Genomic DNA, 21,357 nt, shown 5'->3' on the forward strand with positions numbered 1-21,357 from the left:
CCGCCTTCCAGCGGGCCCTCCGGGCGCTTCGTTCTTTCGTGTTTCAAGCTTATCAGATGCTTTCCGCTCCGTTTTACCGGAGTTTCGCTTTCCGACTTCGCTTTTCGCCTTTCGGCGCTCCCGAACTCTAGCAGAGTTTTTCTGGCCGCTTTTCCGCTCTCGAATTCGATTCGGGAGTTTCCGCTCGGCCCTCGGGGCAACTCGGACTACGTTAGGGCACCGCATCGTCCGCGTCAAACACGAGGGGCCGGATCTGGCTGGATCCGGCCCCTCGGTGGCGTACTGGCTGTTCAACCGCCGTGCGGTTTCGGCCAGTCGTCGTTACTGCGGTGCGACCTCGATGGCCGCGATGTTGCGCTTGCCGCGGCGCAGGACGAGCCAGCGGCCGTGGAGGAGGTCGGAGGTGGCCGGGGCGGCCTCCTCGTCGGCCACCTTCTCGTTGTTGAGGTAGGCGCCGCCCTCCTTGATGGTGCGTCGGGCGCCGGAGCGGCTGGGGGCCAGGCCGGACTCGACCAGGAGGTCGACGATCGGGAGCAGCTCGGGGACCGTGGCCTTGGGGACCTCGGCCAGGGCCGCCGCCAGGGTGGCGGGGTCCAGGTCGGCCAGGGCGCCCTGGCCGAAGAGGGCCTTGGAGGCGGCGACCGCGCGCTCGTACTGCTCGGCGCCGTGGACCAGGGTGGTGAGCTCCTCGGCCAGGGCGCGCTGGGCGAGGCGGGCCTGCGGGCGCTCGGCGGTCTCCCGCTCCAGCTCCTCGACCTCCTCCTTCGAACGGAAGGAGAAGATGCGCAGGAAGTTGGCCACGTCCCGGTCGTCCGCGTTCAGCCAGAACTGGTAGAAGGCGTAGGGGGTGGTCAGCTCCGGGTCCAGCCAGATGGTGCCGGACTCGGTCTTGCCGAACTTCGTGCCGTCGGCCTTGACGATCAGCGGGGTCGCCAGGGCGTGGGCGGACTTGCCCTCGGCCTTGCGGATCAGGTCGGTGCCGGCGGTGAGGTTGCCCCACTGGTCGCTGCCGCCGGTCTGCAGGGTGCAGTCGTAGCGGCGGTTGAGCTCCAGGAAGTCCATGCCTTGGAGGACCTGGTAGCTGAACTCGGTGTAGGAGATGCCTGCCTCGGAGTTGAGCCGTCGGGCGACGGCCTCCTTGGCGATCATGTTGTTGACCCGGAAGTACTTGCCGATGTCGCGCAGCAGGCCGATGGCCGAGATGCCCGAGGTCCAGTCCAGGTTGTTGACCATGCGGGCGGCGAACTCGCCCTCGAAGTCGAGGAACTTCGAGATCTGGCCACGCAAACGCTCGACCCAGGCGGCCACCGTCTCGGGGTCGTTGAGGACCCGCTCGGCATTGGGCTTGGGGTCGCCGATCAGGCCGGTGGCGCCGCCGACCAGACCGAGCGGGAGGTTGCCGGCCTGCTGGATGCGACGCATGGTCAGGATCTGGACCAGGTTGCCGAGGTGCAGGCTGGGGGCCGTCGGGTCGAAGCCGCAATAGAACGTGACCGGGCCGTCCGCGAACGCCTTGCGCAGTGCGTCCTCGTCGGTCGAAAGGGCGATCAGCCCTCGCCACCGCAGCTCGTCGACGATGTCCGTCACGGTCACGCTTCTCCTTCGGTCGGGCGCCCCGCCGCGTGCTCGGGTCCGTTCGGTCGGGCCCGGCGGGGGGGACGGTTCCAGCGTGCAAGAGCCTACGCGGTCCGGGCCAGCGGGTTTCCGCTCCGTCCGGACGGCCGGACGCCGGGGCGCGGAAATTCCGTTGTTCGCGGCAGGGGCGGACGTTCAGAGTGGAGTACCGCCGACCGGCGGACAGGTTCTGGACGGGCGTGCCGTCGGGCACGGTCCGCAGGAAGGTGGCCCGAGGTGCGCAACACGCTGGTGCTGAACGCGAGCTACGAACCGCTGACGACGGTGTCGCTCAAGCGTGCCGTGGTGCTGGTACTGCAGGACAAGGCGGTGGTGGAGCACGCCCATCCGCTGGGCATGGTGCGCGGTTCGGGGCTGTCCGTACCGGTGCCCCGGGTGATCAGGCTCCAACGGTACGTACGGGTGCCGTTCCGACAACGGGCCCCGTGGTCGCGGCGGGGGGTGCTGGCGAGGGACCAGTTCCTCTGCGCGTACTGCGGGCGGCGGGCCACCACGGTGGACCACCTGCAGCCGAAGTCGCGGGGCGGGGCCGACTCCTGGCTGAACACCGTCGCGGCCTGCGCGGAGGACAACCAGCGCAAGGCGGACCGGACGCCGGAGCAGGCGGGGATGCGGCTGCTGCGGCAGCCGTTCGAGCCGACTCCGGAGGCCACGCTGATGCTGGCGCTCGGGCTGCGCGGCTCCGACATGGCAGAGCTGGCCCCGTGGCTGCCGGCGGCCGCGATGGCGGTCGCTTGAGGGCGGCCGGAGCGACGGTGAGAGTGACACACAGAGCCCTGGTGGGCCGACCCGGTCGGGGGACAGGTCGGACCGCCAGTGAGGTCGGGAGCTGACGGGCCGTCGGCTCCCGGCACGGGGTCAGGGGCTCAGCCCTTGGCCTGGAAGGCGGTGGCGAGGCCGAAGTTGGTGGAGTGCTCAGGCACCGCCACGACCTTGCCACCGCCCGTCAGCAGTCGGCCCGAGGTGAGCAGGGAGCCGGTGCCCTGGGCGAAGCCGCCGCCGGCGGCCGCCCGGCCGTCGGTCAGGGGGTAGCGGCTGAGGTGGGCGGGCTGGTCGATGCGTTCGTCGGTGGCCAGCAGCAGGGCCCCGTCGGCGAGGCCGACCGGGGCGGTCTTGCCCTTCTCGCTGACCGGGGTCTTCCACTTCTGCTTGCCGGTGGTGAGGTCGTAGGCGACCGCCACCGGCTGTCCGCCGTTCCCGGGGGTGAGGGTGGTGGCCAGGGTCTGCTCGTGGAAGAAGACCGAGGGGGTGGCGGAGAGCGCGCCCCGGGTGGCCTCCAGGCGGCCGCCGTCGGTGCTGAGCGGGATCTCGGTGGCCGGGTCGCCGCTGTCGCCCCAGGCGAAGATCCGGTCGTCGGCGGGGGCGCCGCCGGTGGTGAGCACGACGGCCGGTTCGGCGGAGAGCACGGTGACGGTCTTGGGCTGGTTGTTGAGGCCGCGCCACCAGTGCACCTTGCCGTCGGCGGCGTTGAGCGCGACGGCCTGGTCGTTGGGGTTGCTGTCGGCGCAGGTGCTGTGGAGCAGCACCCGGTTGCCGGCCGCGGTGCCGCTCAGGGTGCAGTACTGGCCCTGCCCGGCGTATGCCCAGAGGTCCTTGCCGTCGGCGGCGGCCCAGGCGGCGGCGCGGTCGTCGCCGACCACCACGATCCGGTCGGCCAGCACCGCGGCGTGGGCGGTGTAGTTCTCCTTGGCGTCCGAGACGGGCTTGGTCCAGGCGTTCTTGCCGGTCTTGGTGTCGACGGCGGCGAGCAGGGTGCAGGGGCTCTTCGGGTCGGCGGAGGTGCGGAACAGGGCGGCGCCCAGGCCCTCGGAGTTGACGGTGGGTGAGAGGCCGCAGGGGACGGCGCCGTCGGCGGGCGGGGTGGCCGTCCAGGTGGGCCTGCCGTCCGCGAGGGCGTACGCGTGCACGCCGGTGGAGTCGGCGCGGACCACGGCGTCGGCGGTGATCCAGCTGCCGAGCAGGGTGTCGTCCGCCCCGGCGGCCGGAGGGGTGGCGGGCTGGGCGGTCCAGGTCTTGGCGTGCGCCACGCTGAAGGTCTTGGGGGCGGCGGCGGGGCCAGCCGCGGCGGTCTCCTCGTCCTGGTCGCCGGTGACCGTCAGCGCGGCGGCGACCAGGACGAGGAGGGCGGCGACGCCGGCGCCGGTGCGGATCGCCAGGGCACGCTTGCCGGGGGCGTGCTCGCCGGAGAGGGCGGAGCCGACCAGGTCCTTGACGCGGTCGACCGGTGAGCCGCCGGAGGCCTTGGCGGGGGACTTGGCAGCGGCCTTCCCCGAGGAGCCCTTGGCAGACGAGCCCTTGGCGGCGGCGCGGGCCGCGCGGCGTCCCTGGGCGGGCAGGGCGACGGCCGGGGCCACGGCGGCCTCGGCGGCGGACACGTCCGGCGCGGGCTCGGGCAGGGGCGGGGGCGCGAAGGCCGGTGCGGCCTGCGGTTCCTGGTAGTCCGTCGGGGCGTACGGCGAGGGGTCGTAGTACTGCTGCCCCGCGTACTGCTCCTGCGGCTGGTACTGCGGCTGCTCCTGGGTCGGGTACCAGCCCGGCTGGTAGTCGTAGCCGACCGGGTCCGGCCCGGCGGGGCCGGGGTAGTCCTGGGCCATGCGATCCGTCCGTCCGAGTGCGTGGTGCGGGGGCCAGCTTCTCACGCCCTCGGGGGCATCCCGCCCGGAACCGGCGCTTTTCGGGCATCCTGGCGGCGTGCGACGGGGTGTCAGAGGGCGCGCAGCGCCTGGTCGATGCGGGCGGCCATGGTGAGGTCGAGGGCGGTGAGGCCGCCCGCGCTGTGGGTGGAGAGGACGAACCGCAGGGTGCGCCAGCGGATGTCGATGTCGGGGTGGTGGTCGAGCGCCTCGGCGTCCACGGCGACCCGGTCCACCACGGCGATGGCGGTGGGGAAGCTCGCGGTCTCGGCGGTGCGGACGATGCTGCCGCCCTCCCGGGTCCACTCCGGGAGGGCGGCCAGGCCCTCGGTGATCTGAGCCTCGGTCAGCGGGGTGCGGTCTGTCATGCCGTCAGGCTATGCGCGGCGGCCCGCCGTGGTGCTCAGGTGAGGAGCATCCGGGTCACGGCGACCAGGCCGACGGCCACGATCAGGCAGCGCAGGGCGAGCGGGGAGAGGCGGCGGCCGACCTTGGCGCCGATCTGGCCGCCGGCGGCGGAGCCGACCGCGATCAGGCCGACCACCAGCCAGTCGATCTCGGAGGTGAAGAGGAAGAAGACCGCGGCCACGCCGTTGACGACCATGGCGAGCACGTTCTTGATGCCGTTGAGCTTCTGCATCGGGTCCTGGAGCAGCATGCCGAGCAGGGCGATCAGCAGCACGCCCTGGGCGGCGCCGAAGTAGCCGCCGTAGATCCCGGCCAGGAAGACGCCGGTCAGCAGGACCGGGCCGATGCCGCGCGGCTCGCCGCCCTCGCGGGTGCGGGCGGCCATCGCGCGGGCGACCCGTGGCTGGATCACGACCAGCACCAGGGCGAGCAGGATGAGCACCGGCACGATGGCGTCGAACGCGGAGCCGGGGAGTTCGATCAGCAGCCAGGCGCCGAGCAGGCCGCCGAGCAGTGAGGCGGCGCCCAGGCGGAGCAGCTGGGGCGCGGTGCCCTTGAGTTCGTCCCGGTAGCCGATGGCGCCGCTGAGGCTGCCGGGGACCAGGCCGATGGTGTTGGAGACGTTGGCGGTGACCGGTGGCACGCCGAAGGCGAGCAGCACCGGGAAGGTGATCAGGGTGCCGGAGCCGACCACGGTGTTGATGGTTCCGGCGGCGACCCCGGCGAGCAGGACCGCGAGGTCCTCCCAGAGCGTCATGCGTGTTCCCCTCCCTGGTCCGGTCCACGGCCCCTCGAGGGTGCTCGCAGCCGGACGTCCGGACGATTGGTCCGCTGATCATGCATCAGGGCGGGGCCCGGCGGATAGGGGCGTCCGGTACGCGAACAGGCCCGCCCCCGGTGCGGGGGCGGGCCTGTCCGGAAGGCGGTGCGGCCTACTCGGGGTCGAGCGTGGGGTACTCGCGGCTGGGCTCCACCCGGGGGCGGGCGGCGCCCTTCTCGGTGTCGACCGGGCGGGGGCCGGCGGCCGGCGGGACGGACGGGCGGTCGACCGGGACCTGGGTGGGCGCCGCGGCGGGGGCGGCTCCGCCGGTGAGGCCGGTGAAGGCGCCGCCGAGGCCCTTGAGCGCGTCGCCGACCTCGCTCGGGATGATCCAGAGCTTGTTGGAGTCGCCCTTGGCCAGCTCGGGCAGGGTCTGCAGGTACTGGTAGGCGAGCAGCTTCTGGTCGGCGTCGCCGTCGTGGATCGCCTCGAAGACGGTCCGGATCGCGGCGGCCTCACCGTCGGCGCGGAGCACGGCGGCCTGCGCCTCACCCTCGGCCTTGAGCACCTCGGCCTGCTTGTCACCCTCGGCGCGGAGGATGGCGGCCTGCCGCGCGCCCTCGGCAGTGAGGATCGCGGCGCGCTTGTCGCGGTCGGCGCGCATCTGCTTCTCCATCGAGTCCTGGATGGAGGTGGGCGGCTCGATCGCCTTGAGCTCGACCCGGTTGACCCGGATGCCCCACTTGCCGGTGGCCTCGTCGAGGACGCCGCGCAGCCCTGCGTTGATCACCTCACGGGACGTCAGGGTGGACTCCAGGTCCATCGAGCCGATGATGTTGCGCAGCGTGGTGACGGTGAGCTGCTCGATCGCCTGGATGTAGCTGGCCACCTCGTAGGTGGCGGCCCGGGCGTCGGTGACCTGGTAGTAGATCACCGTGTCGATGTTCACCACCAGGTTGTCCTGGGTGATCACCGGCTGCGGCGGGAAGGGGACGACCTGCTCGCGCAGGTCGATCCGGTTCCGGACGCGGTCGATGAACGGGACGACGATGTTCAGACCCGCGTTCAGCGTGCGGGTGTAGCGGCCGAACCGCTCCACGATCGCTGCGCTGGCCTGCGGGATCACCTGGATCGTCTTGATCAGTGCGATGAAGGCCACCACGACCAGGACGATCAGGACGATCAGGACGGGTTCCACGCGTTCTCCCCTAGACGACCAGGGCGGTGGCGCCCTGGATTTCGACGACGTCGACCTGCTGTCCCGGCTCGTAGACACTGCCGGGGTTCAGAGCACGGGCCGACCAGATCTCGCCGTTCAGCTTGATCCGCCCTCCCTGCCCGTCGACCTGCTCCTGCACGATGGCGGTGGCCCCGGTGAGCGCCTCGATGCCCGTCCGGATCTGCGGCCCCTTCTTCAACTGGCGCCGCACGATCGGCCGGACGAACACCAGCTGGGCGGCCGAGGCCCCGACGAAGATCAGCACCTGCCCGGTCAGGCCGACACCGAGCGCCGCCGCCCCGGCGGCCACCCCGGCGCCGATGGCGAACATGGCGATCTCCGGCATGGCGGTGAGCACCAGCGGTATGCAGAGTCCGACGGAGGCCAGGAGCCACCAGATCCAGCTGTCCACGAGTCCATCCTAGGGAGGTGAGGTCTCTCCCGGCGGAAAGTTCCCGCAGGTGGACGGGCGGAAACCGGCCGCGTGTGCGACCGGCCCAGGTTCAGTCCTCGTTCCGCGCGTTCAGCGCGGCGTACAGCGCCGTTCAGCCGAGCGGGAGGCCCTGGGCTGCCCAGCGGTCGCCGTGGCGCTCCAGGGTCAGCGGCAGGCCGAAGCAGAGCGAGAGGTTTCGGGCCGTCAGCTCGGTGTCGATCGGGCCGGCGGTGAGCACCTTGCCCTGACGGATCATCAGGACGTGGGTGAAGCCGGGGACGATCTCCTCCACGTGGTGGGTGACCATCGCCATCGCCGGGGCGAACTCGTCCTGGGCCAGCGCGCCGAGACGGCGGATCAGGTCCTCGCGGCCGCCGAGGTCCAGGCCGGCGGCCGGCTCGTCGAGCAGCAGCAGCTCGGGGTCGGTCATCAGGGCGCGGGCGATCATGGTGCGCTTGCGCTCGCCCTCGGAGAGGGTGCCGAACTTGCGGTCGACGTAGGCCGACATGCCGAGCCGGTCGAGCAGCGCCAGGGCGCGGTACGAGTCGGTGTTCTCGTACTCCTCGTTCCAGGTGGCGGTCATGCCGTAGGCGGCGGTGAGCACGGTCTGCAGCACGGTCTGCTGGGCGGGGAGCTTGTCCAGCAGCGAGGCGGAGGCCAGGCCGATCCGGGCGCGCAGCTCGAAGACGTCGACCTCGCCGAGCTTCTCGCCGAGCACGGCGGCCTTGCCGGTGGTGGGGTGCAGGTAGGTGGAGGCGACCTGGAGGAGAGTGGTCTTGCCCGCCCCGTTCGGGCCGAGGATGACCCAGCGCTCGCCCTCGGAGATCGACCAGGAGACCTGGTCGACCAGCGCGCGCCCCTCCCGGACCACGGATACGTCCACCAGTTCCAGCACGTCGCTCATGCCTACGCCTTCCCCAAAGCAAGAAATATTCGGCGGTGTCCGAGGGCCCCGGGCGCCGGGCCCTCGGGATTGCTGTCCAAACCTACGCCACGCAGATGGCCGTACTTTCCGTAGGCTGGCCGGATGCCTGCCTTTGCCGCCGACAATCCGGCCGACAATCCGTACGAAGAGCCGCGCTCCGGACGCCTGGCGGCGTGGGGCAATGCGCTGCTGACCGGCCACACCTCGCCCGACCACGCGGCCACCGCCGTGGCCGGGGCCGACGACGGCCACCGGGTGGCCGGGCTGCCGGGTGACGCCGAGGGCGAACTGCACGGGCTCACCTGGGCGCTGGGGCGGCTGAGGGTGCTCGGCGCGACCGGGCTGCGGCTGGCCCTGCCGGTCTCCGGGCACCCGCTCGGGCTGACCGGCCCGGCCGGCTTCAACGACGCCGCGATGGTGGCCGGCGAGGCGGTGCTCGCGGTCGGCCTGCCGATCGGCTTCGTCCCCGAGGTGGAGGTGTACGGACCCGCCGGTGACCAGGGTGTCCGGGTGCTCTGGCGCTGCTCCGCGGTCAACGACGGGCCGCCGGCTGACGTGCCGTCACTGCACGAGGCGGAGCGGGAGCTGGCCGACGGGCTGCGCGAGACCACCCTGATGCTCACCAAGCTGGACGTGGCCGGTGCCGGTCCGCAGGCGCTGCGGGCGCTGGACCAGTGGCGCCGCCGGGGCCACACCGAGCTGCTCGCGCCGGGCTACCCGCCCCGGGCGGTACGGGTGCTGGAGTCGGCCCGGCAGATCTCCGCGCTGCTCTGGATCGCCCTCGGGCACGGCGACGGCGCGGCGGTCTCCGCCTCCGAGATGGCCTCCCGGCGGGAGGTGCTGGCCCCCCTGGGCCGCACCACGCGACGGGCCAAGGCGGCGGCGTACAACGCCCTGGTGGACGATCGGGACTGACCCCGCCCGGACGATCGGCAGGCGGCCGACACCCCGTCAGGTCGGCATGGCAGACTCCCCCGCCGGATCACCGATCACTCGTGGGGGAATCGTTCCATGCACGCCACTCGACGCAGTCTCCTGTTCGCGGCGGCCGGGGCCGGTGCGGCCGGCCTGGCCTCGGCCACGCCGGCCGCCGCGGCCACCACCACTCCCTGGATCGACGTGACCGCCGCGCCCTACGGCGCGGTGGGCGACGGCACCACGGACGACACCGACGCGGTCAACCGGGCGCTGGCCGCCTGCCCCGTCGGCGGCGTGGTGCACCTGCCGGCCGGGGTGTACGCCACCTCGGCCCCGCTGGTGGTGCCGCCCGGCGTCACGCTGCGCGGCAGCCACGGCACCCACCTGGACCTGCTGGCCTGCTCGGTCCGGCCGCTGGCCTCGTTCGCCGGCGACGCGGTGATCCGCTTCGTCGACCAGGCAACCGGCGGCTACCCGCTGGTGAGCAACGAGCAGCGGCTGACCGAGCTGACGGTGGACGGCTCCCGGCTGCCGGCCGGGAACACCGTGGCCGGCATCCGGGCCGTCGGCTACGTGCACGGCGTGGTGCTCCAGGACGTGGCGGTCTTCAAGGTCGGCGGCAACGGCGTCACCGCCTCCTACAACTCCTCCGGCATCGCCTACAGCTGGCGCGGCACCCGGGTGGTGGCCGACGCCTGCGGCGGCTTCGGCTTCAACCTCTCGATGACCGACTGCACCTGGATCGACCTGGAGGCGATCGGCTGCGGCAAGAGCGGCTTCTACGTCAACAACGCCGCCAACTCACACTTCGTCAGCTGCCGGGCGGAGTGGAACGGCCACCACGGCTTCGAGTTCACCGGTGGCTGGACCACGGGCAACGGCGCGGGCGGCAGCTCGGCCACCAACCTCTCCACCGACCGCAACGCGTACAGCGGCGTGCTGGTGAACGCCACCGGCACCGGGCCGCTGGTGTTCAACGGCCTGATGCTCCGTCGGGACGGCCGCAACGGCGGGAGCGGGGGCGGCGGGTACGCCGGGTTCCAGGCGCTCGGGACCACCCTGCCGCTGGTGGTCAACGGCCTCGCGGTCTTCCCCGGCACCGACGACGGCGGCGGCAACGCCTCCACCCCGCAGTACGGCCTGTCGGTGACGGCCTCCTCCTTCGTCTCCGTCTCCGGCGGCTACCTCCAGGCCACCGAGGCCCCGGTGCTGGACGGCGGCGGGAACGGGCTGCTGCGCCTGGACCCGGGCCTCGGGCTGGCCACCGGCCCGACCTCCGCGCCGGTGACGGCGGACCGCAACCGCTGGGGCGCCACCGCCGCGTACGGGGTCGCGGTGGCCCAGGACGACCGGACGGCGCTGGCGCTCGACAACAGCGGCTCCAACGTGAACCAGCCGCTGGTCCGGCTGCAGACCGGCACCGCCGCGAGCAACGTGCTCAAGTCCGCCGTGGCCGGGGAGGCCAGGACCCGCTTCGCGCTGGGCGTCTCCGGCCGGATGGAGTGGAGCGACGGCACCGCGGCGGCCGACACCGTGCTCCAGCGCTCCGGGCCCGGGGTGCTCCGCACCGACCAGGCCCTGAGCCTGGGCCAGGGCCTGCGGGTGAGCGAGGGCGGGAGCAGCGCCCGGATGGGCACGCTCACGCTGAACGGGACGGCCGAGGTGACGGTGGCCACCACCGCCGTGACGGCGAAGAGCCGGGTCTTCCTGACCGCGCAGTCGGTGGCCGGGAGCAGCGCGACCCCGGGGGTGGCGTACGTCTCGGCCCGGATCGCCGGTGTGTCCTTCGGGGTTCGGGGGACGGCCGGGGACACCTCCGTGGTGGCCTGGATGGTGGTCGAGCCCGCCTGAGGCCTCGTCAGGTCGCCGCGTTGCGGACCGCCCAGAGGGCGGCCTGGGTGCGGTCGGCCAGGTCGAGCTTCATCAGGATGTTGCTCACATGGGTCTTCACGGTCTTCTCGGAGAGGTGGAGCGCCCGGGCGATCTCGCGGTTGGAGCGGCCGTCGGCGATGTGCGAGAGCACCTCGCGCTCGCGGTCGGTGAGGCTGCCGCCGCGGCCCTGCGGGGCGCGCGGGGTGTCGTCGGAGAGCAGGGCGGTGGCCAGCTCCGGCTGGAGCAGGACGTGGCCGGCGTGCACCGAACGGATCGCTCCGGCCAGGGCCTCCGGGTCGACGTCCTTGTAGACGTAGCCGCAGGCGCCGGCGCGCAGGGCGGGCACCATGGTGCGCTGCTCGGTGAAGCTGGTGACGATCAGCACCTTGGCCTCCGAGCCGCCCTCGCGGAGCAGCTTCAGCGCCTCGATGCCGTCCACCTTCGGCATCTTGAGGTCCATCAGGACGACGTCGGGGGCGAGGGCGAGGATCCGCTCCACGCCCTCGGCGCCGTCGGCGGCCTCCCCGACCACCTCGATGTCGTCCTGCACCTCCAGGAAGGTGCGCAGGCCCCGTCGGACCACCTGGTGGTCGTCCACCAGCAGCACGCGGATCGGTGACGTGGTGTCAGGCACCGGGGACCTCCAGCTCGATGACGGTGCCCCGGCCGGGGGCGGATTCCAGCGACAGCGCGCCGCCGACGGCCGCCGCCCGGTCCCGCATGGAGACCAGGCCGAGGTGGCGGCCGGCCCGGCGGACGGCGTCCGGGTCGAAGCCGTGGCCGTCGTCGGCCACCCGCAGGCGGGCGCCGCGCGAGGCGGTGCCGGTCAGGGTGACCTCGACCTTCCCCGCGCCGGAGTGGCGCAGCGCGTTGTGCAGCGCCTCCTGGGCCACCCGGAGCACCGCGGCCTCCTGGGCCGGGGGCAGGGCACGGACGCCGTCGGCGGTGAAGCGGACGGAGGCGGTGTGGGCCCGGTCGAGGACCTGGACCTGGGAGGCCAGGGTCGGCACCAGGCCGTCCTCGTCCAGCGCGGCGGGGCGCAACTCGACCACCACGGTGCGCAGTTCGTCGGCGGCCTCGGCGGCGAGGCGGGCCACCTCGGCCAGTTCGGCGCGGGCCCGGTCCGGGTCGCGGTCGACCAGCTTGGCGGCGGCCTTGGCGGTCAGGCGCAGCGAGAACAGCTTCTGCGAGACGGCGTCGTGCAGGTCGTGGGCGATCCTGGCCCGCTCGCCGGCCAGGGTGAGCTCGCGGCTGCGCTCGTAGAGGCGGGCGTTGCCGAGGGCGATGGCGGCGTGGGCGGCCAGGATGCGCAGCAGTTCCTCGTCGTGGGCGGTGAAGCCGCCCTCCTTGTTGGCCAGGAAGACGGCGCCGAGGATCTCGGTGCCGTCCACGATCGGGACGCCGAGGAAGTCCTTCATGTCCGGGTGGGCGCTCGGCCAGCCCTCGAAGTCGGGGGCGTGCCGGACGTCCGCCAGCCTGGTCGGCTCCATCCGGTGGAGCATGGCGGCGAGCACGCCGTGCTGACGGGGCAGCGGGCCGATCGCCTTCCACTGCTCGTCGCTGACGCCGTCCACCACGAACTGGGCGAAGCCGCCGTGGTCGTCCGGCACGCCGAGCGCGGCGTACTCGGCGCCCAGCAGGGCGCGGGCCTCGGCGGTGATCCGCCGCAGCACCTCGCGCACCTCCAGGTGGCGGCTCATCGCCAGCACGGCGCTGCTGACGGCCTCGATGCCGCTGAGGTTGGGGTCGCAGGCGGGCTGGTCACACGGTTCCGGCATGGGGCCACGCTACCGCCGGGGCCCGGGGCCGGGCATGAGGCATCGGGTCTAGGTCCATGGTCCCGGTCCTGGTGGCGGGTACCTCCGCAGGTCCTCAGCCGCGCTGCATCACCTCGGGCTCGTGGCGGCGCTGGAGCCGGGCCAGCAGCAGGCCGAGCAGGACCGCGAAGACCACCAGCACCAGCCAGTTCAGCACCAGCTGCCCGCCCTCGTGGGCCCAGAGGCCGTCCGGTTCGGGGGCGGTCGGCGAGATCCGGCCCAGGTCCAGCGTGGTGGCGCCGGACGCGACGCCCCAGCGGGCCGGCATCAGCCAGGCGAACTGCTCCAGGCCGGGCTCGTCGTAGAGCCGGAACACCGCGCCGGTGAAGACCAGTTGGACGATCGCGAACATCACCAGCAGCGGCATGGTCTTCTCGCTGGTGCGCACCAGGGCGGAGATGACCAGGCCGACCATCATCGAGACGAAGCCGAGCAGGGTCACCCCGATGCCCAGCTCCACCCCCGGAGCACCCGTCAGCAGCAGCCCCTCGGACGGGAGTTCGCGCGCCCCGAAGCCGATCGCCGAGATCAGCCCGCCCTGCAGCAGGCTGACGGCGCCGAGCACCACCACCTTGGAGGCCAGGTAGGCGGATCTGGACAGGCCGGTGGCCCGTTCCCGTTCGTAGACCGGCCGTTCCTTGATCAGCTCGCGGACGGAGTTGGCCGCCCCGGCCAGGCAGGCGCCGACCGCCAGCACCAGCAGGATCATCCGGGCGCCGCCGTTCACCGCCTTCGGGCCGGTGCCCTCGCAGGCGATCAGGCCGCAGGGGTCCGGGATCACCGCGCTCACCCCGCCGAGCACCAGCGGCAGCAGCAGGGAGAGCGCCAGGAAACCGCGGTCGGTGCCGAGCACGGTCAGGTAGCGGCGGACCAGGGTCCAGAGCTGGGCGCCCCAGCTGCGCGGGCGGGGCGGGGCGGCGCTGCCGCGCCGTACGGGGAGGGCGGGCAGCGGGGTGGCGATCGAGTCGGCCGAGTACTCCTTGTGGTGCGGGGAGCCCCGGTAGCGGCCGGCCCAGTCGTGGCCGGGGTGGTTCTCGAAGGCTTGGAAGACGTCCGCCCAGCTCGGGTAGCCGAAGAAGTACAGCGCCTCGGCGGGCGGCCCGAAGTAGGCCACCGAACCTCCCGGGGCGAGCACCAACACCCGGTCGCAGAGCCCGAGTTCGGCCACCGAGTGGGTGACCACCAGGACGGTGCGGCCGTCGTCGGCCAGGGTGCGCAGGGTCTGCATCACCTCGCGGTCCATGCCCGGGTCCAGGCCGGAGGTCGGCTCGTCCAGGAAGATCAGGGAGGGTTTGGTGAGCAGCTCCAGGGCGACGCTCACCCGCTTCTGCTGCCCGCCGGAGAGCGCACTGATCCGCTGGTCGGCCCGCTGGTCCAGGCGCAGCTCGTACAGCACCTCCTCGATCCGGCGCTCCCGCTCGGCCGCCTCGGTGTCCCCGGGGAAGCGCAGTTCGGCGGCGTAGCGCAGGGCGGCGCGCACCGTCAGCTCGCGGTGCAGGATCTCCGACTGCGGCACCAGGCCGATCCGGGCCCGGAGTTCGGCGAACTGCCGGTAGAGGTCGCGCCCGTCGTACAGCACCTGGCCGGCGTCGGCCGGGCGGTAGCCGGTGAGCGCGCGCAGCAGGGTGGACTTGCCGGAGCCGGACGGGCCGACCACCGCGACCAGCGACTTCTCCGGCACGGTGAAGCCGACGTCGTCCAGCAGGGTGCGGCGGCTCCCCTTGTGCTCCACCTCGACGGTGAGGTGACGGGCCGAGAAGGTCACCGCGCCGTCGTCCACGTACTCCTGGAGCTGGCCGCCGACCAGGGCGAAGCTGGAGCGGCCGACGGTGAGGCGGTCCTGCTCGCCGACCCGGGCGCGCTGCACCGGCAGGCCGTTCAGGTAGACCCCGTTGTTCGCCCCGAGGTCGACCACCTCCCATTCGCCGTACGGAAGTTGACGCAGCTCGGCGTGGTGGCGGGAGACCAGCAGGTCAGTCAGCACCACGTCGTTGTCCAGCGCCCGACCGAGGCGGATGGTGCGGGTGTACGCGGACAGGCTGCGCACCACCGTCGGGGGCTCCTGGCCCGCGAAGGCGGCCGCCGGGAAGGCCGGCCTGGGTGCCTCGCCGCGCTCGGTGACGGCCGCGTGCCAGGGCACCGGCGGGGCCGCGAAGCTCAGCACCGGACCACTGGCCGCGCTGCCCAGGCGGAGCTCGGTGCCCGGCTGGAGCGGGATCCGCGCGGTGCGCTCGTCCCGGTGGAAGGTGCCGTTGGTCGAGCCCTCGTCGGTGAGGTGCCAGCCGCCGCCCTGGTGGCCGATGGTGGCGTGCCGCCAGGAGACCCGGGCGTCGTCGATCCGCAGATCGGCCGCCGGGTCGCGGCCCACCGAGTACGTCCGCGCCGCATCGAGGCGCACCCTCCGCCCGCCGACCACCACTTCGAGCTGTGCCACGTCCCGCTCTTCCCCCCGCTGGTCCCGACCCCTGACGGGGCGCCATCTTTCCAGTACCCCCGGACGGGCACTGTCAGCCGGTCACTGTTCGCCCACCGTTCGTCCGCCCGTTGGTCCAGAGGGCGGACGCCGTTGCGGGCACGGTCCGGCCGTTCGGTAGCGTGGGAGGCACCATGAACGCTGCGCCCCTCCCCCCGCTGCCCCGGTCGTACGACGATGAGCGCACCTTGCTGGTCAAGGTCTTCGGCAAGGACCGTCCCGGCATCACCTCCGGACTGTTCTCCACGCTCGGCGCGTTCGGCGTCGACGTGATCGACATCGAGCAGATGGTCACCCGGGGGCGGATCACCCTCTGCGCCCTGATCGCCACCCCCGAGGGCGGCCCCGGGGCCGAGGGCGCGCTGCGCGCGACCGTGCACCGCTGGGCCGAGGAGCTCAAGCTCCAGGCCGAGATCATCTCCGGCACCGGCGACAACGCCCCGCGCCGTGAGGGCCGCTCCCACGTCACCGTGCTCGGCCACCCGCTCACCGCGGCCGCCACCGCCGCCCTCACCGGCCGGATCACCGACGCCGGCGGCAACATCGACCGCGTCTTCCGCCTCGCCAAGTACCCCGTCACCGCCGTCGAACTGGCCGTCTCCGGCGTGCCGACGGAGGAGCTGCGCTCCGTCCTGGTCACCGAGGCCGCCGCCCAGCGGGTCGACATCGCCGTGGTGCGGGCCGGATTGCAGCGCCGTGCCAAGCGGCTTGTCGTGATGGACGTGGACTCCACCCTGATCCAGGACGAGGTGATCGAGCTCTTCGCCGCGCACGCCGGCTGCGAGGAGGAGGTCGCGGCCGTCACCGCCGCCGCGATGGCGGGCGAACTCGACTTCGCCGAGTCGCTGCGCGCCCGGGTCGCCCTGCTGGCCGGCCTCGACGCCGCCGTCACCGAGAAGGTCCGCTCCGAGGTCCGCTTCACGCCGGGCGCCCGCACCTTGGTCCGCACCCTGCGCCGCCTCGGCTTCCAGGTCGCCATCGTCTCCGGCGGCTTCACCCAGGTCACCGACCACCTGGTCGAGCAGCTCGGCCTCGACTACGCCGCCGCCAACACCCTCGAGGTGGTCGACGGCAAGTTCACCGGCCGGGTCACCGGCGAGATCGTCGACCGCGCCGGCAAGGCTCGCTGGCTCGCCCGCTTCGCCGAACAGGCCCGCGTCCCCCTGGAGCAGACCGTCGCCATCGGCGACGGCGCCAACGACCTCGACATGCTCAACGCGGCCGGCCTCGGCGTCGCCTTCAACGCCAAGCCCGTCGTCCGCGAAGCCGCCGACACGGCGGTCAACGTCCCCTTCCTCGACACCGTCCTCTACCTCCTCGGCATCACCCGCGAAGAGGTCGAGGCCGCCGACGCCCTCGACGGCACCCCCCACGAGGACTGAGCGCCCGACGTCAGAGGCCCCGACCGTGGTTCCGGTCGGGGCCTCTGACGTGGCGTCAGTCCTCGTGGGGGGTGTGGAAGGTGTCGAGGGTGGCGATGCCGGGTTCGACGGTCTTCCAGGGGGTGGTGAAGGAGAGGACGGCGATGGCGGCGGTGGGGAAGCCGCCGTGGGAGAGGCGGGTGAGGGCGTCGGGGTCGCCCTGGTCGCCGGCGAGGATCTGGGTGAGGCCGAGGACGCCCGGGTTGTGGCCGACCAGGATCAGGTCGTGGTGGTCGTCCGGGGTCTCCTGGAGGACCGCGATGATCTCGCCGGGGCTGGCCTCGTAGATCCGGTCCTCGTAGACCGTCTTGCGGGGACGCTTGGGGAGCTCGTGGGCGGCGAGCTTCCAGGTCTCCCGGGTGCGCAGGGCGGTGGAGCAGAGCACGTAGTCGGGATTGATGCCGGAGTCGGTCAGCCAGCGGCCGGCTTCCGGAGCCTGGTGACGGCCCCGGTCGGCCAGCGGCCGCTCGTGGTCGTCCACGCCGTTGGGCCAGTCGGCCTTGGCGTGGCGGAGAACGATGATCCTTCGGAGGGTGTCGGCGCTCATACCCAGAGCTTTCCAGAAAACCCCCGGTCGGGCGCGGCGCTCCCGGTGCCCGCCACCCCTTGGGGTGGCGGCGTCAGCCCATGTTGTTGGCGACGACGGCGAGGATCGAGATCAGGACCACCAGGCCGGCGATCAGGCCGAGGAGCTGGAGGAGCTTCTTCTGGCCGTTCGGGGGGTTCGGTTCGAGGACGGGCATGGGAGGAGTCTCGCATCCGTTTACGGCCGGGCCGGAGACCGGGGTGGTCAGCCCTCGTCCTCGACGTGGCGGGCCTTGCCGGCCCGGATGCCGAAGGCCATCTGCGGGACCAGCAGCAGGGCGAGGAAGCCGAGCGGCAGGTACCACTGGCCGGTGCTCTGGTAGATCGAGCCGACCAGGATCGGGCCCGGGATGGAGATCAGGTAGCCGAGGCTCTGGGCGAAGGCGGAGAGCTGGGTGACGCCGCCGGGGGTGCGGGCGCGCAGGCCGATCATGGTGAGGGCGAGCGGGAAGGCGCACATCGAGAGGCCGACCAGGACCGCCCAGAGCCAGGGGACGGTGCCCGCGGCGAGGGCGAGGCCGGTGAAACCGGCGATGCCGCACAGGCCCAGGACCACCACGAAGAGGCCCTGCTCGCCGCGCCGGGTGGCCAGGTTGGGGAGGACGAAGGAGGCCGGCACGCTGATCACCATCACCAGGGCGAGCAGCACGCCCGCGCTGCCGTCCGAGACCCCGGCGTCCTTGTAGATGGTGGGCAGCCAGCCCATGGTGGCGTACGCGCTGGTGGCTTGGAGGCCGAAGAAGGCGCCGAGCGCCCAGGCGGTGCGGCTACGGGTGATCGGGAGCTTGCCGGCGGCCGGGGAGGTGGCGGGGGCGGCCGCGGCCGAGCGGCGGGTGTCGCGGCGGAGCAGCAGGGTGACCAGCCAGAGCAGCAGCGCGGCGACCGCGAGCAGACCCCAGACCCCGAGGCCCTCGCGCCAGCTGCCGCCGAGGGCGGTGGTCATCGGGACGGTGAGGGCGGCGGCGGCCGCGGTGCCGACCGAGAGCGCCATCGAGTAGAGGCCGATCATCGGGCCGACCTGGTCCGGGAAGTAACGCTTGATCACCACCGGGATCAGCACGTTGGCCACCGCGACGCCGGCCAGGGCGACGGCGGTGAGGAGGAGGAAGACCGCCGTACCGCCGGCGAATGAGCGGGCCAGCACGCCGAGCGCGATGGCGCCGAGCCCGGCCGTGACCACGACGACCGGGCCGACCCGGCGGGCCAGCGCGGGGGCGGCCAGGCCGAAGGCGGCGAAGCAGAGGGAGGGGACGGCGGTGAGCAGACCGGCCACCGTGCCGCTCATGTGCAGGTCCTCCGTGACCTGCTTGAGCATCGGGCCGAGGCTGGTGACCACCGGGCGGAGGTTGAGCGCGGCGACCGCGACGGCGAGGGCGAGCAGCCAGCCGAGTCGGTGGGCGGCGGGGCGGCGTTCGGAGGAGCGCTCGGGGGTGCGTGCGACCGGGGTGGCGGTCTCGGCGGCGGTGGTCTTGGCGGTCGGCATGCGCCCCATCATAGAATGATGGGATGAATTTTGGGCACCCCGGTATCCTGATCGGGTCCACCCACAGAAACTGACAGGGAGTCCGATGGCGCTGTCGACCACCCGCCGCACCCCGCTCTCCGACCAGGTGATCGCCCAGCTCCGGGCCCAGATCACCTCCGGCGAGTGGCCGGTCGGGTCACGCATCCCGACCGAAGCGGCACTGGTGGAGCAGTTGGGGGTCGCCCGGAACACGGTCCGCGAGGCCGTCCGGGCGCTGGCCCACAACGGGCTGCTGGACATCCGGCAGGGCTCGGGGACGTACGTGCTCGCGACGAGTGAGCTCGCCGGGGTGATGCACCGTCGCTTCGCGGACGCGGATCAGCAGCAGGTGGCGGAACTGCGGGCGGTGCTGGAGACCTCGGCGGCGGGGCTGGCCGCCGTGCGGCGCACCGACCGGGACCTGGAGCTGATCGGGATCGCGCTGGAGCGGCGGGAGGTGGCGTGGCGCTCCGGGGAGACGGAGGACTTCGTGCAGGCCGACGCCGCGTTCCACCAGGCGGTGGTGGCCGCCGCCCACAACGACGTGCTGGCGGCGGTGTACGCGGACCTCGGCGAGGTGACGCGGGCTCACCTGCGGCACGACGTCGGTCCGGAGCTGATCGCCGAACGGTACGTCAGCCACGACGGGATCCTGGAGGCGGTGCGGGACCGCGACGCGGCGAAGGCCTCGGTCGAGGCGGGGCGGGCGATCGGCGTCTGCAGCGACACCTGACGGGCAACCACCTGCTCGACGACGGTTCGCGCGAGGGCAACCACGTACGAGCCAAGGGGCGCGAGGAACTGCGCGCGGCGGAAGGAGCTGAGCTTCGCTTCTCCCGATTCGCGCAGTTCCTCGCGCCCCTGTTCTGGCTGAGCCAGGTGCACTCGGCTCGCGCCCACGCGGCGGAGCCGCGCAGCGGTGCCTACCGTCAGGCGCCGATGGCGTGGAGGCCGCCGTCGACGTGGACGATCTCGCCGGTGGTCTTGGGGAACCAGTCGGAGAGGAGGGCGACGACGCCGCGGCCGGCCGGCTCGGGGTCGGCGAGGTCCCACTTGAGGGGGGAGCGGGTGTCCCAGACGGCGGCGAGGTCGCTGAAGCCGGGGATGGACTTGGCGGCCATCGAGCCGAGCGGGCCGGCCGAGACCAGGTTGCAGCGGATGTTGCGCGGGCCGAGGTCCCGGGCGAGGTAGCGGCTGGTGGCCTCGAGGGCGGCCTTCGCGGGGCCCATCCAGTCGTACTGCGGCCAGGCGAACTGCGCGTCGAAGGTGAGGCCGACCACCGCGCCGCCGTCCTGCATGAGCGGGAGCAGCGCCGTGGTGAGGGACTTCAGCGAGAACGCGGAGACGTGCATGGCGGTGGCCACGGACTCCCACGGGGTGTGCAGGAAGTTGCCGCCGAGGGCGTCCTGCGGGGCGAAGCCGATGGAGTGGACGACGCCGTCCAGGGTCGGCAGACCGGCCTCGCGGACCTTGTCGGCGATGCCGGCCAGCTCCTCCTCGCTGGAGACGTCGAGCGGCAGGACGGTGACCGGCTTCGGCAGCTTCTTGGCGATGCGCTCGGTGAGGCTGGGGCGGGGGAACGCGGTGAGGATGATCTCCGCGCCCTGCTCCTGGGCCAGCTTCGCGGTGTGGAAGGCGATGGAGGACTCCATCAGCACACCCGTGATGAGGATGCGCTTGCCCTCGAGGATTCCACTCATGTTCAGTGACCCATGCCCAATCCGCCGTCGACGGGAATGACGGCTCCGGTGATGTACGCGGCCTCTTCGGAGGAGAGGAAGCGCACGGTAGAGGCGATCTCGGCGGGGGCGGCGTAGCGGCCCAGCGGCACGCCCGCGACGATCTCCTTGCGGCGCTCCTCGCTGAGCACCGCGGTCATGTCGGTGTCGACGAAGCCGGGGGCGACCACGTTGACGGTGATGTTGCGGGAGCCGAGCTCGCGGGCCAGGGAGCGGGCGAAGCCGACCAGGCCGGCCTTGGAGGCGGCGTAGTTGGCCTGGCCCGGCGAGCCGGTCAGCCCGACCACCGAGGAGATCAGCACGACCCGGCCCTTGCGGGCGCGCAGCATCTTGGCGGATGCGCGCTTGACCACCCGGAAGGTGCCGGTGAGGTTGGTGTCCAGGACGGAGGTGAAGTCCTCCTCCGACATCCGCAGCAGCAGGGTGTCCTTGGTGATGCCGGCATTGGCGACCAGCACCTCGACGGGGCCGTGGGCGGCCTCGACCTCGGTGAAGGCGGCGTCCACCTGCGCGGCGTCGTTGATGTCGCAGCGGACGGCGATCGCCTCGAACTTGGCCAGCTCCTCGGGCAGCTCGCCCGAGCGGCTGGTGATCGCGACCTTGTCACCCCCCTCGGCGAAGGCCAGGGCGATGGCAAGACCGATGCCCCGGTTACCTCCGGTGACGAGAACCGAGCGGCTCACGGACACACCTCTTCTCCTTGGTTGACCGGGCGGCTCCGGATCGGCACGTGGGGTGGCCGATGGGCCGCGGCGGTACGCGGTGCGCGACGCGGTGCGCGCGTACGCAGTGTGACGCTATCGGTCATTTCCGGCCAGGGGCGAATCGGTCTCCCACAGGTCCACCCGGCCCGAACTGTCGCCTTCCGACAATGCGTGGACATGCCGGGCCGCCCGGTCCTGACGTTCCGCGACCGCGCGGCCACCCGGGTCTCAGCGGAACCGCCAATACGGCGGAGAGCGGCCCGGAGCGGGAACAACGGGCCCGGTCGCCGCCGTTGGCCACGTGGGCCGCC

The 21,357-nt window shown here is 72.8% G+C and carries 20 protein-coding genes; 5 read left to right on the forward strand and 15 right to left on the reverse strand.

All coding sequences use genetic code 11. The features are described 5' to 3' along the window. Positions 1–321: 321 nt before the first annotated feature. Positions 322–1,587 carry a tyrosine--tRNA ligase gene (tyrS, locus tag ACZ6ZR_RS34325; RefSeq protein ID WP_465649198.1) on the reverse strand — a complete coding sequence of 422 codons (1,266 nt, stop codon included), beginning with the start codon at positions 1,585–1,587 and terminating at the stop codon, positions 322–324. A gap of 264 nt (positions 1,588–1,851) precedes the next feature. On the opposite strand from tyrS, the gene ACZ6ZR_RS34330 reads away from it, so the two are divergent. After that, complete coding sequence (locus ACZ6ZR_RS34330) at positions 1,852–2,373, forward strand: HNH endonuclease (protein ID WP_465649200.1); 522 nt, start codon at positions 1,852–1,854, stop codon at positions 2,371–2,373. A 128-nt stretch (positions 2,374–2,501) separates the two neighbouring features. Here ACZ6ZR_RS34330 and ACZ6ZR_RS34335 read toward each other — a convergent pair whose 3' ends face one another. The 6 genes from ACZ6ZR_RS34335 to ACZ6ZR_RS34360 all read right to left on the reverse strand — a co-directional run bounded on the left by ACZ6ZR_RS34335 (position 2,502) and on the right by ACZ6ZR_RS34360 (position 7,992). Beyond that, on the reverse strand, positions 2,502–4,229 hold the full coding sequence (locus ACZ6ZR_RS34335) for an outer membrane protein assembly factor BamB family protein (protein ID WP_465649202.1): 1,728 nt from the start codon (positions 4,227–4,229) through the stop codon (positions 2,502–2,504). Between the two features lie 110 nt (positions 4,230–4,339). Continuing rightward, the gene (locus ACZ6ZR_RS34340) at positions 4,340–4,636 is read right to left on the reverse strand and encodes a 4a-hydroxytetrahydrobiopterin dehydratase (RefSeq protein ID WP_465649204.1); all 297 of its coding nucleotides are present in this window, start codon (positions 4,634–4,636) and stop codon (positions 4,340–4,342) included. Between the two features lie 35 nt (positions 4,637–4,671). Next, entirely contained in the window at positions 4,672–5,433 is a 762-nt protein-coding gene (locus tag ACZ6ZR_RS34345) for a sulfite exporter TauE/SafE family protein (RefSeq protein ID WP_465649206.1), read from the reverse strand. Between the two features lie 175 nt (positions 5,434–5,608). Continuing rightward, entirely contained in the window at positions 5,609–6,634 is a 1,026-nt protein-coding gene (locus ACZ6ZR_RS34350) for an SPFH domain-containing protein (RefSeq protein WP_465649208.1), read from the reverse strand. A 10-nt stretch (positions 6,635–6,644) separates the two neighbouring features. After that, positions 6,645–7,067, reverse strand: a complete 423-nt coding sequence (locus ACZ6ZR_RS34355; protein WP_465649210.1) for an NfeD family protein — start codon at positions 7,065–7,067, stop codon at positions 6,645–6,647. Positions 7,068–7,200: 133 nt separating this feature from the next. Continuing rightward, a complete protein-coding gene (locus ACZ6ZR_RS34360; RefSeq protein WP_465649212.1) occupies positions 7,201–7,992 on the reverse strand; it encodes an ABC transporter ATP-binding protein in 792 nt (263 codons plus the stop codon). Between the two features lie 123 nt (positions 7,993–8,115). Here ACZ6ZR_RS34360 and ACZ6ZR_RS34365 point away from each other — a divergent pair, with 123 nt between their 5' ends. Together ACZ6ZR_RS34365 and ACZ6ZR_RS34370 are read left to right on the forward strand one after the other, a co-directional pair. Next, entirely contained in the window at positions 8,116–8,928 is an 813-nt protein-coding gene (locus tag ACZ6ZR_RS34365) for a hypothetical protein (protein ID WP_465649214.1), read from the forward strand. A gap of 96 nt (positions 8,929–9,024) precedes the next feature. Continuing rightward, on the forward strand, positions 9,025–10,782 hold the full coding sequence (locus tag ACZ6ZR_RS34370) for a right-handed parallel beta-helix repeat-containing protein (RefSeq protein ID WP_465649216.1): 1,758 nt from the start codon (positions 9,025–9,027) through the stop codon (positions 10,780–10,782). 7 nt (positions 10,783–10,789) lie between these two features. On the opposite strand, the gene ACZ6ZR_RS34375 is transcribed toward ACZ6ZR_RS34370, so the two are convergent. The 3 genes from ACZ6ZR_RS34375 to ACZ6ZR_RS34385 all read right to left on the reverse strand — a co-directional run bounded on the left by ACZ6ZR_RS34375 (position 10,790) and on the right by ACZ6ZR_RS34385 (position 15,054). Further along, complete coding sequence (locus ACZ6ZR_RS34375; RefSeq protein WP_465649218.1) at positions 10,790–11,437, reverse strand: response regulator; 648 nt, start codon at positions 11,435–11,437, stop codon at positions 10,790–10,792. Continuing rightward, entirely contained in the window at positions 11,430–12,581 is a 1,152-nt protein-coding gene (locus ACZ6ZR_RS34380) for a GAF domain-containing sensor histidine kinase (RefSeq protein ID WP_465649220.1), read from the reverse strand. Before ACZ6ZR_RS34380 ends, ACZ6ZR_RS34375 begins: the two co-directional genes overlap by 8 nt. Positions 12,582–12,675: 94 nt before the next feature. Continuing rightward, the gene (locus tag ACZ6ZR_RS34385) at positions 12,676–15,054 is read right to left on the reverse strand and encodes an ATP-binding cassette domain-containing protein (RefSeq protein WP_465649222.1); all 2,379 of its coding nucleotides are present in this window, start codon (positions 15,052–15,054) and stop codon (positions 12,676–12,678) included. A 173-nt stretch (positions 15,055–15,227) separates the two neighbouring features. Between ACZ6ZR_RS34385 and serB the strand changes: the two genes are divergently transcribed. After that, a complete protein-coding gene (serB, locus tag ACZ6ZR_RS34390) occupies positions 15,228–16,475 on the forward strand; it encodes a phosphoserine phosphatase SerB (protein ID WP_465649224.1) in 1,248 nt (415 codons plus the stop codon). Positions 16,476–16,530: 55 nt separating this feature from the next. On the opposite strand, the gene ACZ6ZR_RS34395 is transcribed toward serB, so the two are convergent. The 3 genes from ACZ6ZR_RS34395 to ACZ6ZR_RS34405 form a co-directional block, all read right to left on the reverse strand. Further along, positions 16,531–17,061, reverse strand: coding sequence for a SixA phosphatase family protein (locus ACZ6ZR_RS34395; protein WP_465649226.1), 531 nt, complete (start codon positions 17,059–17,061; stop codon positions 16,531–16,533). Positions 17,062–17,134: 73 nt separating this feature from the next. Beyond that, positions 17,135–17,257: an SGM_5486 family transporter-associated protein gene (locus ACZ6ZR_RS34400; protein ID WP_465649228.1), complete on the reverse strand. Its 123-nt coding sequence runs from the start codon at positions 17,255–17,257 to the stop codon at positions 17,135–17,137. A gap of 47 nt (positions 17,258–17,304) precedes the next feature. After that, the gene (locus ACZ6ZR_RS34405; RefSeq protein ID WP_465649230.1) at positions 17,305–18,582 is read right to left on the reverse strand and encodes an MFS transporter; all 1,278 of its coding nucleotides are present in this window, start codon (positions 18,580–18,582) and stop codon (positions 17,305–17,307) included. 85 nt (positions 18,583–18,667) lie between these two features. Here ACZ6ZR_RS34405 and ACZ6ZR_RS34410 point away from each other — a divergent pair, with 85 nt between their 5' ends. Further along, on the forward strand, positions 18,668–19,336 hold the full coding sequence (locus ACZ6ZR_RS34410) for a FadR/GntR family transcriptional regulator (protein ID WP_465649232.1): 669 nt from the start codon (positions 18,668–18,670) through the stop codon (positions 19,334–19,336). A 196-nt stretch (positions 19,337–19,532) separates the two neighbouring features. On the opposite strand, the gene fabI is transcribed toward ACZ6ZR_RS34410, so the two are convergent. Further along, positions 19,533–20,303, reverse strand: a complete 771-nt coding sequence (fabI, locus tag ACZ6ZR_RS34415) for an enoyl-ACP reductase FabI (protein WP_465649234.1) — start codon at positions 20,301–20,303, stop codon at positions 19,533–19,535. A gap of 2 nt (positions 20,304–20,305) precedes the next feature. After that, positions 20,306–21,025, reverse strand: coding sequence for a 3-oxoacyl-[acyl-carrier-protein] reductase (gene fabG, locus ACZ6ZR_RS34420; RefSeq protein WP_465649236.1), 720 nt, complete (start codon positions 21,023–21,025; stop codon positions 20,306–20,308). Between the last annotated feature and the right edge of the window lie 332 nt (positions 21,026–21,357).

The sequence above is a fragment of the Kitasatospora sp. NPDC088742 genome (assembly GCF_055584905.1).